This window comes from Microcoleus sp. B4-D4, assembly GCF_036705185.1.
Lineage (GTDB): Bacteria > Cyanobacteriota > Cyanobacteriia > Cyanobacteriales > Microcoleaceae > Microcoleus.
The window spans coordinates 117,010-131,925 of sequence record NZ_JAUBTX010000007.1; the positions used below are offsets into that span (position 1 = coordinate 117,010).

General features: G+C 43.6%; 13 protein-coding genes and 1 CRISPR repeat array. Of the genes, 4 read left to right on the plus strand and 9 right to left on the minus strand.

Features of this window, described 5'->3' with window-relative positions:
* Window positions 1-8: 8 nt before the first annotated feature.
* Window positions 9-1,787: a Cas10/Cmr2 second palm domain-containing protein gene (locus QUB13_RS08720; protein ID WP_333380091.1), complete on the minus strand. Its 1,779-nt coding sequence runs from the start codon at window positions 1,785-1,787 to the stop codon at window positions 9-11.
* Window positions 1,788-1,960: 173 nt separating this feature from the next.
* Window positions 1,961-3,021: direct repeats of the CRISPR family, unit length 36 nt; unit sequence GTTTCCGTCCCCTTGCGGGGAAGTGATTAACCAAAG.
* 546 nt (window positions 3,022-3,567) lie between these two features.
* Between QUB13_RS08720 and cas6 the strand changes: the two genes are divergently transcribed.
* Entirely contained in the window at window positions 3,568-4,731 is a 1,164-nt protein-coding gene (cas6, locus tag QUB13_RS08725) for a CRISPR-associated endoribonuclease Cas6 (RefSeq protein WP_333380092.1), read from the plus strand.
* A gap of 94 nt (window positions 4,732-4,825) precedes the next feature.
* Here the strand turns inward: cas6 and QUB13_RS08730 are convergent, their stop codons facing one another.
* The 3 genes from QUB13_RS08730 to QUB13_RS08740 form a co-directional block, all read right to left on the minus strand.
* On the minus strand, window positions 4,826-5,896 hold the full coding sequence (locus tag QUB13_RS08730; protein ID WP_333380093.1) for an SAVED domain-containing protein: 1,071 nt from the start codon (window positions 5,894-5,896) through the stop codon (window positions 4,826-4,828).
* Window positions 5,897-5,984: 88 nt separating this feature from the next.
* Window positions 5,985-6,560 (minus strand): HD domain-containing protein, encoded by a 576-nt coding sequence (locus tag QUB13_RS08735; RefSeq protein ID WP_333380094.1) that lies wholly within the window; start codon window positions 6,558-6,560, stop codon window positions 5,985-5,987.
* Between the two features lie 31 nt (window positions 6,561-6,591).
* Window positions 6,592-8,055 (minus strand): TIGR03985 family CRISPR-associated protein, encoded by a 1,464-nt coding sequence (locus QUB13_RS08740; RefSeq protein ID WP_333380095.1) that lies wholly within the window; start codon window positions 8,053-8,055, stop codon window positions 6,592-6,594.
* 114 nt (window positions 8,056-8,169) lie between these two features.
* Here QUB13_RS08740 and QUB13_RS08745 point away from each other — a divergent pair, with 114 nt between their 5' ends.
* On the plus strand, window positions 8,170-9,483 hold the full coding sequence (locus QUB13_RS08745) for a hypothetical protein (protein ID WP_333380096.1): 1,314 nt from the start codon (window positions 8,170-8,172) through the stop codon (window positions 9,481-9,483).
* 124 nt (window positions 9,484-9,607) lie between these two features.
* On the opposite strand, the gene QUB13_RS08750 is transcribed toward QUB13_RS08745, so the two are convergent.
* Together QUB13_RS08750 and QUB13_RS08755 are read right to left on the minus strand one after the other, a co-directional pair.
* Window positions 9,608-10,330, minus strand: coding sequence for a hypothetical protein (locus QUB13_RS08750; protein ID WP_333380097.1), 723 nt, complete (start codon window positions 10,328-10,330; stop codon window positions 9,608-9,610).
* 23 nt (window positions 10,331-10,353) lie between these two features.
* On the minus strand, window positions 10,354-10,530 hold the full coding sequence (locus QUB13_RS08755; protein WP_333380098.1) for a hypothetical protein: 177 nt from the start codon (window positions 10,528-10,530) through the stop codon (window positions 10,354-10,356).
* A 225-nt stretch (window positions 10,531-10,755) separates the two neighbouring features.
* Between QUB13_RS08755 and QUB13_RS08760 the strand changes: the two genes are divergently transcribed.
* Both QUB13_RS08760 and QUB13_RS08765 read left to right on the plus strand, forming a co-directional pair.
* A complete protein-coding gene (locus QUB13_RS08760) occupies window positions 10,756-11,412 on the plus strand; it encodes a hypothetical protein (RefSeq protein ID WP_333380100.1) in 657 nt (218 codons plus the stop codon).
* A 45-nt stretch (window positions 11,413-11,457) separates the two neighbouring features.
* A complete protein-coding gene (locus tag QUB13_RS08765; RefSeq protein ID WP_333380102.1) occupies window positions 11,458-12,255 on the plus strand; it encodes a hypothetical protein in 798 nt (265 codons plus the stop codon).
* A gap of 269 nt (window positions 12,256-12,524) precedes the next feature.
* Here the strand turns inward: QUB13_RS08765 and cas2 are convergent, their stop codons facing one another.
* The 3 genes from cas2 to ltrA are packed head-to-tail and all read right to left on the minus strand — an operon-like array spanning window position 12,525 to window position 14,907.
* The gene (cas2, locus tag QUB13_RS08770; protein ID WP_333380103.1) at window positions 12,525-12,797 is read right to left on the minus strand and encodes a CRISPR-associated endonuclease Cas2; all 273 of its coding nucleotides are present in this window, start codon (window positions 12,795-12,797) and stop codon (window positions 12,525-12,527) included.
* 14 nt (window positions 12,798-12,811) lie between these two features.
* Window positions 12,812-13,909: a CRISPR-associated endonuclease Cas1 gene (gene cas1 / locus QUB13_RS08775; protein ID WP_333380104.1), complete on the minus strand. Its 1,098-nt coding sequence runs from the start codon at window positions 13,907-13,909 to the stop codon at window positions 12,812-12,814.
* Window positions 13,909-14,907, minus strand: a complete 999-nt coding sequence (gene ltrA / locus QUB13_RS08780; protein WP_333380105.1) for a group II intron reverse transcriptase/maturase — start codon at window positions 14,905-14,907, stop codon at window positions 13,909-13,911. The genes cas1 and ltrA overlap by 1 nt, the downstream gene beginning before the upstream one ends.
* Window positions 14,908-14,916 lie beyond the last annotated feature (9 nt).

The window sequence follows — 14,916 nt, forward strand, 5'->3', positions numbered from 1 at the left end:
AATTCTCCTTACTTTTTTAAAAAATCAACAGCGTCTAACGCATCGAGGAAGCCTGTCACTTGAATTGTTTTTTCTTGGTTGTCTTTTAATTCGGTTTCTGACCAAAATAAAGACGGAGGCAGATCGTTGGCTAGTAACTCTGTAGCAATGTTTAATCCTGCACTTTCATAGCGATCGCAGATCAATTGTAACCGCGCATCGGCTTTCTCTTTACCTAAAAATAAGCCGGAGCGCAAGTCGTGAATTTTAGTATTTGGCAATAGGCGCTTTCCATCTTCTTCTGCATTTAAAGCTTGCACTCGCTTCTGCAATTTTTCCCAGGAGTGTTTTTGTGCCCACTCTAAACTTGACTCTGGATTGTCCAGTTCATGTTGTTCTGATTCTAGTTCAGTGATAATATAGGGTCGCGCGTGCAGCCTTGTTTCGCTGTTTTGATTGCGGTCGCACGTCAATTTGTCGCGAATTAATTTAAGGTCTACGCCGCTGGTATCATAGAGGATATGAAAATCGATCGCGGAACAAGGCCAAGGCGTTTTTTTATCTCTCCTTTGCAGTTTTTTCTTAATTTGTTTAGCGGATTGCATCAACTCTTCTGCTAACTGATAGGCTGCTGAAAAAGGAAAGTGGGGTTTGATGATGGCAATGCCGGCACAAGCTGACAGGCGCGGGCAACCTAAAGCTTTTTTTGCTATTTGGGGGATGATTCCTGCTTGAATTTCTTCAGACTTGGTTTCCTCCTCAAAGGCTTTGAGAAATTCATAGGTAAACTGGAGCGCTTTCTTGCCTTCACAAATGACAGTTAAATCGTCACCTCCTAAAACTAAGGGTATAATGGGTAATAAAACTTTCTGATTTTTTTCCTTAATTTCTTCTGTAATAAATGTGTTTTTCAGTGCTGTTCTGAAAGCTTGTTCGGTGCAGAGATCGAGAGCTATAGAAAATTGGCGGAACTTGGTGATGTACTCTCGATTTTTGTTAGGAATTGTGCTATTTTTTTCTAGTTGATCGTGAAAATTGAGGATAATTTCTCCTAAACCGTTGCCGTCTGCGTGAATAACTGCTAACCACTCTATTTCCTTAAATTTATCCTCTAATTTTTCCAGGTTAAAAGATAAATTAATAGGGTTCTGTTCCCCGATCTGTAAAATAGTTTCTACTCTTTTAAAGGACTCTTGGGATAAATGTGGATCTCTTTTGTTTAGGCTGGTGAGTGATAGGGGAACTAAGCGATCCCCTACTTGCCCCAGTTGAGAAGCTGGTAGTCCGCTGCTATTGCAATCGTCAACGACAGGTAGCCTCATAAAGCGCGTGTTTTGCCCCGGACGACGCGATCGCACTCCCTCAAATTTTTTATGGAGTTGTTTGTTAATATCACTTAATAGTTGCGTATCCCAATTAAATTTTTCATACACGCCGCAAATATCTAAACCCGGGGCTTCTTTCAACGCTCTAGTTGTTACTTTTTTAATAATCTCTTTAGCAATGTCCTTGTTTTTTGTCAACAGCAGTGCTTTCCCTGATGTGGCGATGATGACTTCAACTTTTACCTTTTCATTGGTATTTTCAAGTTCAGGTTGGTTTAGCAGGTTATTTCGCAACTGCTGGTTGTCAAACTGCTGGCTGTGGGAATTCCAAAGGTCAGTACCACCGACTTCTTTAACTGCTTCTAGTACCCACTGTGTTCCGGCGCGGCAAGTTAACTCGGAAGCACCTACATTTTCTCGCAATCGGTTGGTCGAAAAAATGTAGTTTTGATTTCCAGAAGTTTCTATGAGGACTAAGTACATTTTGCTGTGTCCTTAAAAATTGGGCACTTTACTCTGCATTGTCTCGGGTACTCGCTCAAGCGAGAGCCAAAGTAATTACTGATAGTTATGATACTCCTAATCGCTTACTGATGGGCTAAATTGATATAACAAATTATTTCAGTCACCGATAGCTTAGTTGATAATGAGCTCAAGTTTCCGTCCCCTTGCGGGGAAGTGATTAACCAAAGTTGGTTTTGCAACCTATTCAAGTTAGCTTCACTCCGGTTGTTTCCGTCCCCTTGCGGGGAAGTGATTAACCAAAGTCAGGTTTTTCCGGAGTTACGGTTACAATACAAACCACGTTTCCGTCCCCTTGCGGGGAAGTGATTAACCAAAGCTGGTGGTGTACGCTCTGACGTACAAGAAGGTACATCGTTTCCGTCCCCTTGCGGGGAAGTGATTAACCAAAGTCAGAAATTATTGTTTCAAAAGCCATTTCTCAAAATGTTTCCGTCCCCTTGCGGGGAAGTGATTAACCAAAGAGGTAAATTTTGTTGAGAGAAAAAATGAGCATTGAAATGTTTCCGTCCCCTTGCGGGGAAGTGATTAACCAAAGCAACTGGCAAATTATTTCCGAACACTGTGATACTGAAGTTTCCGTCCCCTTGCGGGGAAGTGATTAACCAAAGGAAAAGGTTGGAACTGGTGTGGCTCTAACGTAATGAGAGTTTCCGTCCCCTTGCGGGGAAGTGATTAACCAAAGATATAATTACATTTCAGCCAGGTGATCTGGTGTTTCCGTCCCCTTGCGGGGAAGTGATTAACCAAAGCGGTTCTGGTTACACACAAGCTTTAAACGGTGCGACTGGAATGTTTCCGTCCCCTTGCGGGGAAGTGATTAACCAAAGTTTTAGCCATTGACTGAGCCGGGAGGCTCGTAATCAAGTTTCCGTCCCCTTGCGGGGAAGTGATTAACCAAAGCCAGGCTGATAAAGATGTCAGCATATCGTATCTAATCGTTTCCGTCCCCTTGCGGGGAAGTGATTAACCAAAGCAGAAAAGCACTTACTAGTGTCTCACAATGAAAATGTTTCCGTCCCCTTGCGGGGAAGTGATTAACCAAAGGGAAATCTCTAATAAGGCTTGTAAAGCCAACATTAGTTTCCGTCCCCTTGCGGGGAAGTGATTAACCAAAGTTTTTGCTCCAAGCAAAGTTAAGGCAAATAGTTTATCTCTTGTTTCCGTCCCCTTGCGGGGAAGTGATTAACCAAAGAGTTCTGCTACAACACCTTATCCAGAAAGCGTTTCAGCCGCCAAATCGACGCAGTAAAATTTACCTGTCAATAAAGGGGGGGCATCTTCAATAAGCTTACCTGGGAAAAACCTAAAACTCTTACTGGGAGAGCAATCGACGCACCTCCACCAAAAAATAAGGCTTTTAGCGATCGCGGGAGGTGCGTCGATTCTGGTTTGTTAACGCAAGAATGAGGCTTTCAGCGATTGCGGGAAGCAGTGCGGTTTTTGCCTTGAGGTCAGGAAATAAACCTCAAGCGAGCGACCAAAACTATGTAATTTTCAAGGTTCCGAAGTGAAATCGTTAATTTTTTAGACTGTAGGCCTTAGCATACAGAAAGGAAAAAGCCTTTGTCAAGGCCTACGATCTGAATTACTGAAACCATTGATACTATTCCCTTCTTCCCTAGCTCCTAGCCCTGAGCATCGTTCCATTCAAATTCAAGAGGATCCTTTCATGTTTTCTAATTCCCTTCTTCCCTAGCCCCTAGCCCTGAGCATCGTAGGTATGCTGTAAAATTGCTCTATGGCAAGACTACCCACCCAAAAAAAGCGCCAACCATCTCAAAACCCTCCTTCCGCTGCTCTCACTTGGCCTGCGGAGACAGAATTAGTCGGGCTAGTCATTGAACTAGCCCCGTACAGCAATGACTACCTTTACGCTGAGTACACCATTGGCTTACACGCCTGGTTTCTCGCTCAAGTTCAACAAACTAACCCTGAATTATCCCGCTCTCTCCATGACGAGCAATCAGAAAAAGCCTTTACTATTTCAGGATTAGAAGGAGAATTGCTGGCTGTTGGAAAAGACCTACAACTGCAAGCTGACAAAACCTATAGCTGGTATATTAATATCCTTTCCCAACCAGTTGCTCAATGGGCGAGTAAATGGTTGCAAAACCTGCCCGCCGTTGTAGACATACGAAATGCTCCCTTACGCATCATTTCTTGTCAGGTAGCTTTACCTTCTACTACCTATAAACAATTGCTAACTACCTTACTCTCTCGCACCTCCACAATTCAATTAACCTTTCTCACCCCAACCAGTTTTCGCAGCAAGCAACATCACTTTCCCTTACCCGTTCCCAAAAATCTTTTTCATAGCTACCTGCGTCGGTGGAACGATTTTTCAGAAATCAAAATTCCTCAAGATCAATTTTTAAATTGGATTGAAGAAACAGTCATTATTCACCGCCACAAATTAGAGTCCGCCAAAGTCATCGCCGGCAAAAAAGGCTCTGTTACAGGATTTACAGGAGCCATAGAATTAGGATTATCCAAAAAAGTAAATGAAAATTCTGATTTCGGGCAATACTTCTATGCTTTAGCACAACTAGCCCCTTACTGCGGAACTGGTCACAAAACCACCTTTGGCTTAGGGCAAACTAGAATAGGTTGGCTCCTGAGTGACATTTTGCCAGTTTCCCCAAGGCAAAATTTATTAGCATCTCGAATTGCAGAATTGACCGAGGCATTCATGGCAAAGCGACGGCGCACAGGTGGAACTCGCGCCCAAGAGATTGCGGAAACTTGGGCTACAATTCTCGCAAGACGGGAAATCGGAGAGTCACTAAGCGCGATCGCCATCGACTTAGAAATGCCCTACGAAACTGTCAAAACCTATGTCAAATTGGCGCGGCGTTCTTTGAAAGCTAATGGGGAAGTGGAAGAGGTAGCTATGACGTTCTAAATTAGAGATAAATTAATTCGATAAATCCCTGAACGGGGATAAAGGTAAGAGCAACGTAGCGTTCTTGATTCATGTTAATATTTTTTCCAGTAATTTAATTGTGATAAATAACTTCATTCATTTTGATTAAATCTTTGTAGCCTCCCGTTTTGCCATCGTAATTCGTCAACAGAATACTCCAAAAATGTTGAGTCGTCATCCCCACCGCAATCGCCAAACTTACTGGCATCGAGTAAACTAACTTAATTTCCTTGTACTCTTGCTGGACTTGATTCAACACTTTGAAGATTTCTCGGCAGTATTGAGTCCAATCTTCTTCGTAGCCGATCGTATTGCCTGTTTTGTTTTGCAAAATAATCAAGTCTCCATAATTGGTAATATTAGGGTCGCTAAGTTTGACTTTATGCCCCGCTGCATCGATCGCAATTGTGACATTCGGCTGGCGAGGTTCGCTGCATTGATAAGTAACATCAAATTTTTCAAACTTCGGCGTATCTTCTTTTAATTCCCGATCCTTGACCTCCATCACGCACTTATAGCTGTTGTTATCCTGAATTCTTTGAAATAGCTGCATTCCTTCTCTAGCTAACATAGAACCAATCAAAAAAGAGGTACTGATTGGCCCAATATAAACTAAGTAGAAAATGGAATTTTGCGGTGTTTTGCGTTTGAGTCGTTCTAAGTCGTGCTTGGTAATTTTCAAGAAATCTTTGAGTCGATCGGTATCGAAAATATCTCCGTCATATTTGTACACTAAATCGCTTTCGGTAATGCTCAAGTATTTATTGATATTATTGCGGTAATTGCTATATTGAGTCTGCGATTGAATCAGGTTAAATAAAGAATTGAGGGCATCGAGGGAATTGGCTGGATTAGCAATGTTGATAACTACCGGAATGGGTAGCGCATCTTCGGTGTAGATTTTGTACTTCCTGGCTTCCACGGCTATTCCTATCAAAAAAATAGCTATCACCACGCTAAAAATAATTAAATTGTAATCAGGAAACAATAAAGGAGCAATTCCTGCCAGAAAACCCGCCATCGCTGTCCAAGAGGTTTCGATCGCAGTTTCTCTAGGATTGGCCAGGGCGATGGCTGCTATCTCTTTTACGGTTTGGATGATAGCAACTGGATAATGTAAACTCGAACGAACTAGGTTAGACATTCTTATCGAGACTCTTATTTGTTTGTCTGAATTTTGCCATACACCTGGAAAGGGGGTCTTCCCTAGTGCTATCCAAGCTGAATCATAACTATTTCAAGCTTTCCAATCGCTCGACTGTGCGCTCGATTTCGGATACCAAGAAGTTATAACCCCCCTGTTGATAAATTTCCAGCAAACTGCGGTAAAACCACAAAGTGCCTGCTTTTCCACCCTTAAATTTATCCCAAACTGCTTCGCCTTCTCGATCGCGATCGGCTAAAATCGATCGCGCATTGTGCAGTTTGTCCGCCATCGACACCCGCAGCACAGATGGAGAAGCGCGGCGCATTTGCTCGATATACCGCAATTTGCGATCGCGCCAAGGCGGTTTTGGTATCGTACAAGATTCCGTGCACCCGTCAACTATGCTGGCAACCCGTTCTCCAAATTGTACCAGAATAGCTTCCCGAATTTCGGCGCTGCCGCTATCTTCGACAGCATCGTGTAAAAGTCCTGCAATTGCTTCATCTTCATCGCCGCCATCTTCCAATACTAAGGCTGCTACGCTCAACAGGTGACTTACGTAGGGAATGTCGCCCCCTTTTCTGACTTGGTTGGCGTGGAGTTGAGTTGCGTAGACTAAAGCTTGTTCAAAGCGCGTTGAAAGTTTTGATTTTTCAGTCATTTTGATTTGATGTAATAGATGTGCATTTAAGTTACTTGCGGTAGAAACTTCGAGTTGTTTCGATATCGTCAGCCATGATTTTTCGCAAATGCCCCGGCAGGAATACTTCTACTTCAGGGCCCCAAGCTCTCAAGCGCATGATTGCATTGTAATCGCCGACGCGGTAATTAACCCGGCAGTAAATATCTGACGGGGAACGAGCCTTAAAAGCCGCTAAAATTACTTGTTTTTCCTCAGCTTGGCTATTGCTATTATTGATGAGACTTTGTGCTAGTTTGTAAGGAATTTGTTTGAATATTTCCTCTCTTTCCGTTCCTTCTATGTAGCGCGAGTGAAAATAGCGCTCGAACCTTATCAGCAGGACTTCGTGCGGTTTGTAGAAATCAAAACCCCAAGCCTCTGCTCTAAATTGTTCTATTTGTTTCGGCGTTTTGGACTGGCAGGTTTTCGGAGAGAAACCTGCAATATCGACTTCATCCCATTTTAACTTTTGCAAGCTTTGAATTCGATCTAGGCGATAATCATACCAATCTATTTTTGATTCATCTCCGGGATTTTGACCGAAGGCGAATAAGTAAGGAGCGCGGTGCGAGTAATAAATGCAGACGGGATATACAATGTATTGTTCTCCTTCGTCTTGATGTCTTTGAAAATTTCTGGCACTGGCATAGGTGATTTTTATGGGAGAAATTTGACTTTGATGCCAAATTTCTTTCAATTCCTTTCTAATTCCATTGATTTGCTGCGATAATTGGCGGCGAACTATATATTCAATATCTAAAAAAAATCGCTGTTCGCCGTTGATGGAGCGCCCGAAGTCGTCAAAGAAATCGGCGAGGTCGTTCAAAATCACGTTACCGACGCCGACTCCTTCTAAATGAGAACTAGCAGTCTCGGAGTAGATAGCGGGGTTGGGAAGTTCTTTGACGCGACTGTACAGAGTTTTCAGCCGCGCGCTGTTACCCTGCGGCACTTTTTGCACTCGCAACCAACCCATTTCTACCAGCGCGTTAAAGTCATATTGGAGATTTTTACTGGTAACGGCAAACAGACGACCTTCAGGCAGGCATTTCTGATTGCTGCCTTTCTTGGTTTCAGGAATAATTCCGGCAGACAGCAGGCGTTCTAAATCCTGTTCCGGCATCGGGTACAGCTTGAGAAAAGATTGCTGCCATTCTTCTTTGTCAACTCCCAAGTCGGAATCGAACAGCCAGTGAGAAATTGTTTGAGCGCAGGGACACTGCGGGTCGTGATTGGGGGGAATTGTGTAATCCTTGTGATATCGGTCGGTTTCGGTAAAGAATTTTTGACTCCAGTTGCTGTAAGTGAAGGTTTCGCCCAGTTGCAGCTTTAGCGGATCTGTTTCGCCGCCGTAGTGCGATCGCAAAATCACCCACAGCCGCACTGCTTTGGGCAAATTCTGCCTCAAAGAACCCCGCGCTAGCAACTGTAACAGTTCTACCGCAGGCGAAAAGTCGAAGGTTGTGTCAGACATAGAGGCGTATGTAGAACGAAATTCCGTGTTATTTCTCTACATTAATCAAACATGGAAACCTCCCTTTCCACAACTGTGGCAAATTGAAACAGTCGATACAGGGAGATGACAACGATGAAAACTTATCAGATACACTTGGAAGGAGACATCCTCAAAGTAGACTTTGGCAAAAATGCTGACGGGACGCCAATTCCCGCCGACGGCGACGAAATCGTGCGGGATGCGGCGGCGCGCTTGCGGGAGATGGAGGCTGCTGGGGAATTTCGAGGCGGTGATTTGCTGAAAATTGACGGGCGTATTTCACTGCTGGTGAGTTATGTTATTGCTCATCATCTGGCTCATTTGTACCGGGCGATCGCCATTTCCGATACTAGACTAAATGCTTACATCGTCGCTATCAGCACCGCTGCTGAGTATCCTGTCGGCAGTCGCATTGCGAGTGCTACGGGTGAAGTGCAACAAGTTCCTTCTCCTCCCGATGCTTCCCCCTCTTTTTTGATTTACTGGGAAGATGATGTTTTGATTGCGAAAATCAATAATGCCGTGCAGGTAGACGGCGATCGAATTGTACGGGACGCTACAGCACAATTAGCAAACTTAATCGAGTCTGGACAACTGCCGGGGGGCAAACAAATATTACAAATTAAGGGACGTGCTACAGTTTTAGCAAGTTTTGCGATCGCAAATAAAGTTGCACATCTTTACGGTGGCGTGGCAGTTTTTGACCCCAGATTGGGAGAGAGGGGACTTGATAAATATGTCGTGACTGTCAGTCATACTAAAAATTACCAAGTCGGGGAAACAGTAGATATCCAGTACATTCCAGAGCCTGCACAAAAAGTAGTATTGTGCGGGCCTCCGAATACAGGAAAAACTGTATTGCGAGAAGCTTTGAAAACAGCCATCTTGAAACTCCCAGAGACCCCGGAAGATTTTTATGTAATTTCAGGTTGTCCCGATGGAGACGGTTCTTGGTTCTGTGAAACTGCTCAAAAATATCCTGACTTAGCCGACTCGCTCAAAGAAGAATACAAGGCTAAGTTTACTTTTAAATTCGCACAAGCCAAAGCTCGAGATATTTCTGTAATTAAGAATTCTCTGCTGCTGTTTGATGTGGGCGGTAAAATTCCCACCGATGAGAATCGAATTATTATGTCGCAAGCAACTCATGCCGTGATGCTGGCAAGAACTGAGCAAGATGTCACTGATTGGCAAGAGTTCTGCAAAAAAGAATTGAAAAAACCTCTGCCTTTTATTGCAATTATTTACAGCGATTGGGACGGAAAGGCAGACACAATTACTAGCGAATCTCCCATATTGACAGGTAGCGTTCACCACTTAAGTCGTGAAGAAGATGCTTCTAGTCGCCCGATCGTGCAAGCCTTAGCCAAATTACTGATCAACTTAACAATTAGTCAACAGCAATAATTTATATCAATTCCGCTTACACCGGAATAATGAGGAGACGGCAATGCCGTTTCCCTATCCAAAATAACATTGTAGGGACTAAGGCACTCGCGGTCTCCTAATTTCCGGTAACATTAATAAATTGCTATGAATTAGTTTGCGTCCCTCTGTTATTTGACTGCGGTTTCAGAACAATTTCGATCGGCATCAAAGAACGCCCACTCGGTTTCCCCTCCTTAAATTCAGCCGGAGTGTATTGCAATTGATTTCCCAGCGACCGACAAGCTAACACCATTCCTACACTTCCTAAAACCGTCATTCCCGTAAAATCTGAAATCACATCTTCCCCGTTCCAACCTTGAGGCAAATTGCCATAAATACGCTTAACCGCTCGAAAAAACTCAATCGGATCGTAAACGTCATTCACGACAATCGGGTCAGCAATTTGCAGTTGCGTCAACTCCTGTTTGAGTTCCTTAGCTGTGGATAGAGTGCTTTGAGAACAAATCAACCAGCAGCGTTCCAACACCGGAGAATGAAACTCTATCGCAGCTTTGCACGGTTCCGGCCTGCTTACCAAAAGAATCAATCCCCGATGTTTAACAGGCGGCTGTTTGTCGAGATTCAGTGGAGGCGATTGTAATTGTTTCTCCAATTTCTTCTGAAGTACCCATACCATCGACCCAAAAATCAACACAGATCCCAGCGCAATACGGAAAGACGCTTCCACCGAATCACCAAAAATGTTAGATAAAATCTGACTGACAGAATTACCTAAAACTGCTAAAAAAATTGCACCGATGATAAACGGAAATAATGTCTCAGGGCTAAAGAAAACACCCGCAACTTGGTCAAAGTTTTTTTTCATGGGACAGAGTACCTTTTGGAACTTTAGATTTTAATATCCGGCTTTAACAGTTTACCCGGATTTAGCATTACTTTATCCCGGGCATGGAAAAAGCGCCTTCCACAAAAAGCTATTTTTCTTATTTTTTCTAGTGTGTGCGCTTCTAATCCGGCAAAAGCTTGGACAAAATCATTGAAAAGTCTAGTGCTGCTGTCGCGCATCTTATATTTTAACGCACCCTACAGCTCTGTATTCTACCTCCTTCCATAAAACTGCTTTTCGCATTCCAGGAAATCTCCCTTTCCTCAATGCGATTAACTTTGCATCAATCAAGCTTTTGAAAGTTCCTGACACTCCCACTCTTCCCAAAAAATAAGATGAAAGGCAGACCGCATTCAATATTTCTTCTCTGTTCTATCAACTTGTTAACCGCTTGTCAAACACTCGTGTCAGCACCATCGGTACATTCCTATGCTGCGAGTTCAACGACAACCGTTGCAACTTCTCCTCGCTGCCAATCCTTCAATCTGGGAGACAACCTGCAACCGCAACTGAATTCCAAATCCCTACAGCTAAATTTACCCGTGGCTCGACTCAATAATTCTCTGCAAGGTCGCGCTGTAGTATTGCTGCCCGTCAATGATTCCTCTATCCGTTTCTTTTGGGTACGACAAGATAGCGGGGGAAAATGGTCAATTGCCCAAAAGCAAACGGTAATGCAGGTTCAACCGGGGCGTTTGGATGCTTCCCCCATGCACCGCCTTCACTACAACGCGCAGCAGCAAAAAGTTATATTGTTTGTAACGTTGCCTGCTGCTGATTGGCAAAGAGGCATCACTCTGCAACCTGTTTTAGAAGAAAGGGAATCGCGCTGGGGAAAAATTGAACCTTTTAATGCTCGATTGACGAATCAAGGTTTTGCTCACCCTTTTCGGGGAATTGACCGAGGTTTGTCAGGGAATATTCTCCCTCAGAATTTAGCTGGTGTCATGAATCAGATCGAACCGGGTTCTATTTATGTACCTCAAATTTATGCTAATAAACTCACCCTACTTAAGCCGAGTTTAGTTAATCGCCAGCTCTGTCCTGTAGCAGGCTCTTAATCCCAATCAGTGTGAAATTTATCAACATTTTTGTTTCAAACAAATATGAAATCTCAGAGAAAACGTCCCATCAGAAATGGTCGTCAACGGCAAACACCAGGCACTGATGCTAATCAAATGTTAGGTAGCAACAGAATTCGCGGTAATGCAGCTACAAGATTGAGCAACGGTCAAAATGCAACACAACAATCCTGTCAACCGAGTTTAGCACCTGAGTGGGCCGAACTCAATGATGGTTTCATAGCGAACGCTACCCAAACGTTGAAAACAGATAAAAAAGAAGAAATTGCAGTCAATCAGCCAGACTTGTTTAATTACGCAGCGGTGGCGGTATTGGGTACATTTTATGTTGCTAGTTTGGTTTCTACCTACATTTCCAGCAATTTGTTGCTGTATTTGCTCAGTGGAGGTGCGGGTATTGCGGTTCCGATGTTGGGGACTCAAATTCCGATAACCGAAGCTGTTGCTTTAATGGGTTCGGGTATTTTGGAGGGAACTTCTCTCAGCGATGCTTATTTAGACCATAAAAAACATCTCGCGGGGAGCCGTCAGTGGATGTCTCGCAGCGGTCGTTTTTTAGCTTTTATCGCTCAAGGTTTGCTGTACTATATGGCGCTGGGACAATTGCTGTTTGCAACTGCGGATGTTAGCACTCTGAATTCACAGGGTTTGAACGGCGATTCACACTCTTCTGGCTCTGAAGCAACTCTGGTTTTAGAACCGCCCACTCCTTTACACGGTGCGTTTGTCGGTACTATTAGCTTTGCTTGGAGTTTTGGCACTACCTACATCGGTTCTACGGCTTTGCTGGTGGCGATCGATCGCTTGCGCCGTCAGAGATGAGGGTAATTTCCTGATAGTTGTTGAATTTTTGGCGATCGGTATTAATTAATAAAAAAATACTAGATATAAAATCAAAACCGCCCTTTGAGGTGGTTTTTTAATTGGTTTAACTAATTCGATTTAACCCAACCAGTAGGGTTGTTCAAGCTGCTCCCAAGCAGTTTCCATCTAGCCAAACAAAAACCTCCCCGATTCAGTAACAAAGCTTTGGTTCGGTGCGTCGATGCAGGCAGCCAGTACCAAACCTACCCATCAATATTAGCTCTAACCTAGATTACATAATACTTTGGGGGCGGTTCTGGCTTGGAGCTACCGATCGTTAAAACCATCGACGCAGCTTCAGTCGATATCCAGTAGAAACGAACATCATCCTCCTCTGGCTTCACCAGTTGTTTTACCTTCTGGTGCAGTTGGCGCATCTCATCCAAGCTAATAAAACACTCAAAAACCGACCACTGAATTCTGCGCCCGTAGCCCTCCAGAAAATTAGACAGCTTCACCCGCCTTTTGTCATCAGGAATGTCATACATTACAACAACCATGAAACCAGCTACAGCTATACTGTTCTCAGAAAAGGCTGATATGGAGTTCCGTGCACCAAACTGCGCTTGTAGCGCCGCACTTGCAATTGAATTACTTCTCGATAAGAAACCGGAGATTGTATGTCGGGATGAGAAATCTGTTCGTTCATCCGCCTTTCAAACTGCTCGATAAACAAACGCCGCGCCCCAGAACATAAATAAATTCCTCCCGTACTGACAATCCTTTCAAAATCAGTCAGCTTAAAAATCGAGTTATTGATCAGTTTTAATACAAAACTATCCACAATCGGCGAGCGAAATTCCTCCATTAAGTCAAAAGCGAGATAAGGCTTTTTGTCTTCTCCATAGTGGAAATTAGCAAAATAAGGAGATAGCCCCTCAGCCACTATCAGGCTCAGAACATTATTGAATAACAGAGTGTAGCCAAAACTCAGTAAAGAATTGACCGGATCGGTAGGAGGTTGGCGGTGCCGCAGCGAAAAACTAAAGCTAGGATTCGCAATCAGCTTGCCAAAAGCCGGAAAATATCGGGCTGCACCAATGCCTTCATAACCTCGCAAACTATCCACATTATTAACGGTAGCAAGAGCCTCGATATCCGAGCTAATACCCGCGATCGCTCTGGCTACCTCCGCTACTTTGCGCTTGCGATTTAACCTTAACAACAACTGCTTAGAGTTCAGCAACTTCCCCCGCACGATCGCTTGAGAGACTTGAAATTGAAACGCCGCATTTTGACGCTTCTCAATTTGCACCAATTCATTACCCTGATGGCTGGATTCCCAATTCCAGAGATGACCCTTATAGTAACCGGATAAATTCAAAAACAATATCAAAATTTGTTCTTGCAGGCAAGCATGAATAGCCTGAGTCGAAACTTGAATATTTCCAAACACCAAAATCCGCTCTACCTCGCGAATCGGAATTTCCTTCCTCGGCTCATCGTCAACCCAAATCACAAACCGCAAATTTTCCTTATAAACCGCTGTTCCTTGCTCGATCAAATAAAGAGTTGCCATGTCTTTGTTCCAAGTATTTTTAGAAGCTTTTTGCTTTCTTTCAGATTCAACATTTTCTAAACAAGTTGGAGCTATTGAAGGGGATATGGACACTACCTCTGCTTTCTCTTTGCCTTGGATGGGGAGCGCGAGCCTTTTTTTTTACTAGCTTTGCTCTCTTTAACTCCTGATTTTCCTAGAGCTTTAGGCGATTCCAAAGGAAAGATAGCCGTTTCCAAAAAACCGTGACCTAAAAAGCGGAATCCTCGGTCAAAATTAGTAATTTGAGTTTTATCAGGATGCAGCGCTAACCCGATACAATTGAGCAGCCGTTCCACATCAGAGTAAGCGCGAACAATCTGCTCTTTAGTACGAGCCAATACTACAAAATCATCGGCGTAGCGGACTAACTGAAGACCGGAATTCGATAAAGATTTGTCGAACTCATCCAGATAGATGTTAGCAAGCATCGGTGAAATTACAGAGCCTTGAGGAATACCTTTTTCAGTTCTCCTAACTCCGTCTGGGGTCACTAATCCAACCGCAATCCAAGATTTAATCAAACAGAGAATACCCGGACTGTCGATTTCCTTCCTAACCTCCCCGAGCAACCGCTGGTGGTCAATATTATCAAAATACTGAGCGATGTCTGCATCCAATACCCAACCATAACCCAAGTCCCGCCAGCGAGCCACGGCTTCCACAGCATCCAAGTAAGAAAGGTTAGGACGATAGGCAAAACTACAGCAAGAAAACTTACTTTCCCAAACGGGAGCGAGAACATTCAATAAAGCTTGTTGAACAATTCTATCTCTGACTGCTGGGATTTTTAGTTCTCGCCAACTGCCTTGATTTTTAGGGATTAAAACTTGTTTGCAGGGATGGGCTTGATACGTGCTGTTAGCAACAGATTCTCGCAGTTGAAAGAGGTTGAAATTAAAATTTTGCTGGAAATCATCAATAGTTTCTTTGTCAATGCCAGCAGCACCTTGATTGGCTGCTACTTTTTTCCAAGCTTGGCAGAAGTTCTCAATGCTGAGGAATTCTGCAACAAGGGATGTTGATAAAATTTCTTCGCTGTTGTTGAAATTAGGGGAAGATTGTCTTAACATAATTGTGCT

Excerpts from the sequence above, each read along its gene's own strand:
- QUB13_RS08765 (WP_333380102.1), top strand. The coding sequence starts at position 11,458 with ATGAAATCTCAGAGAAAACGTCCCATCAGAAATGGTCGTCAACGGCAA.
- cas6 (WP_333380092.1), top strand. The coding sequence starts at position 3,568 with ATGGCAAGACTACCCACCCAAAAAAAGCGCCAACCATCTCAAAACCCT.
- QUB13_RS08745 (WP_333380096.1), top strand. The coding sequence starts at position 8,170 with ATGAAAACTTATCAGATACACTTGGAAGGAGACATCCTCAAAGTAGAC.
- ltrA (WP_333380105.1), bottom strand. The coding sequence starts at position 14,907 with ATGTTAAGACAATCTTCCCCTAATTTCAACAACAGCGAAGAAATTTTA.
- QUB13_RS08735 (WP_333380094.1), bottom strand. The coding sequence starts at position 6,560 with ATGACTGAAAAATCAAAACTTTCAACGCGCTTTGAACAAGCTTTAGTC.
- QUB13_RS08730 (WP_333380093.1), bottom strand. The coding sequence starts at position 5,896 with ATGTCTAACCTAGTTCGTTCGAGTTTACATTATCCAGTTGCTATCATC.
- cas2 (WP_333380103.1), bottom strand. The coding sequence starts at position 12,797 with ATGGTTGTTGTAATGTATGACATTCCTGATGACAAAAGGCGGGTGAAG.
- QUB13_RS08740 (WP_333380095.1), bottom strand. The coding sequence starts at position 8,055 with ATGTCTGACACAACCTTCGACTTTTCGCCTGCGGTAGAACTGTTACAG.
- QUB13_RS08755 (WP_333380098.1), bottom strand. The coding sequence starts at position 10,530 with ATGCGCGACAGCAGCACTAGACTTTTCAATGATTTTGTCCAAGCTTTT.
- QUB13_RS08750 (WP_333380097.1), bottom strand. The coding sequence starts at position 10,330 with ATGAAAAAAAACTTTGACCAAGTTGCGGGTGTTTTCTTTAGCCCTGAG.
- QUB13_RS08720 (WP_333380091.1), bottom strand. The coding sequence starts at position 1,787 with ATGTACTTAGTCCTCATAGAAACTTCTGGAAATCAAAACTACATTTTT.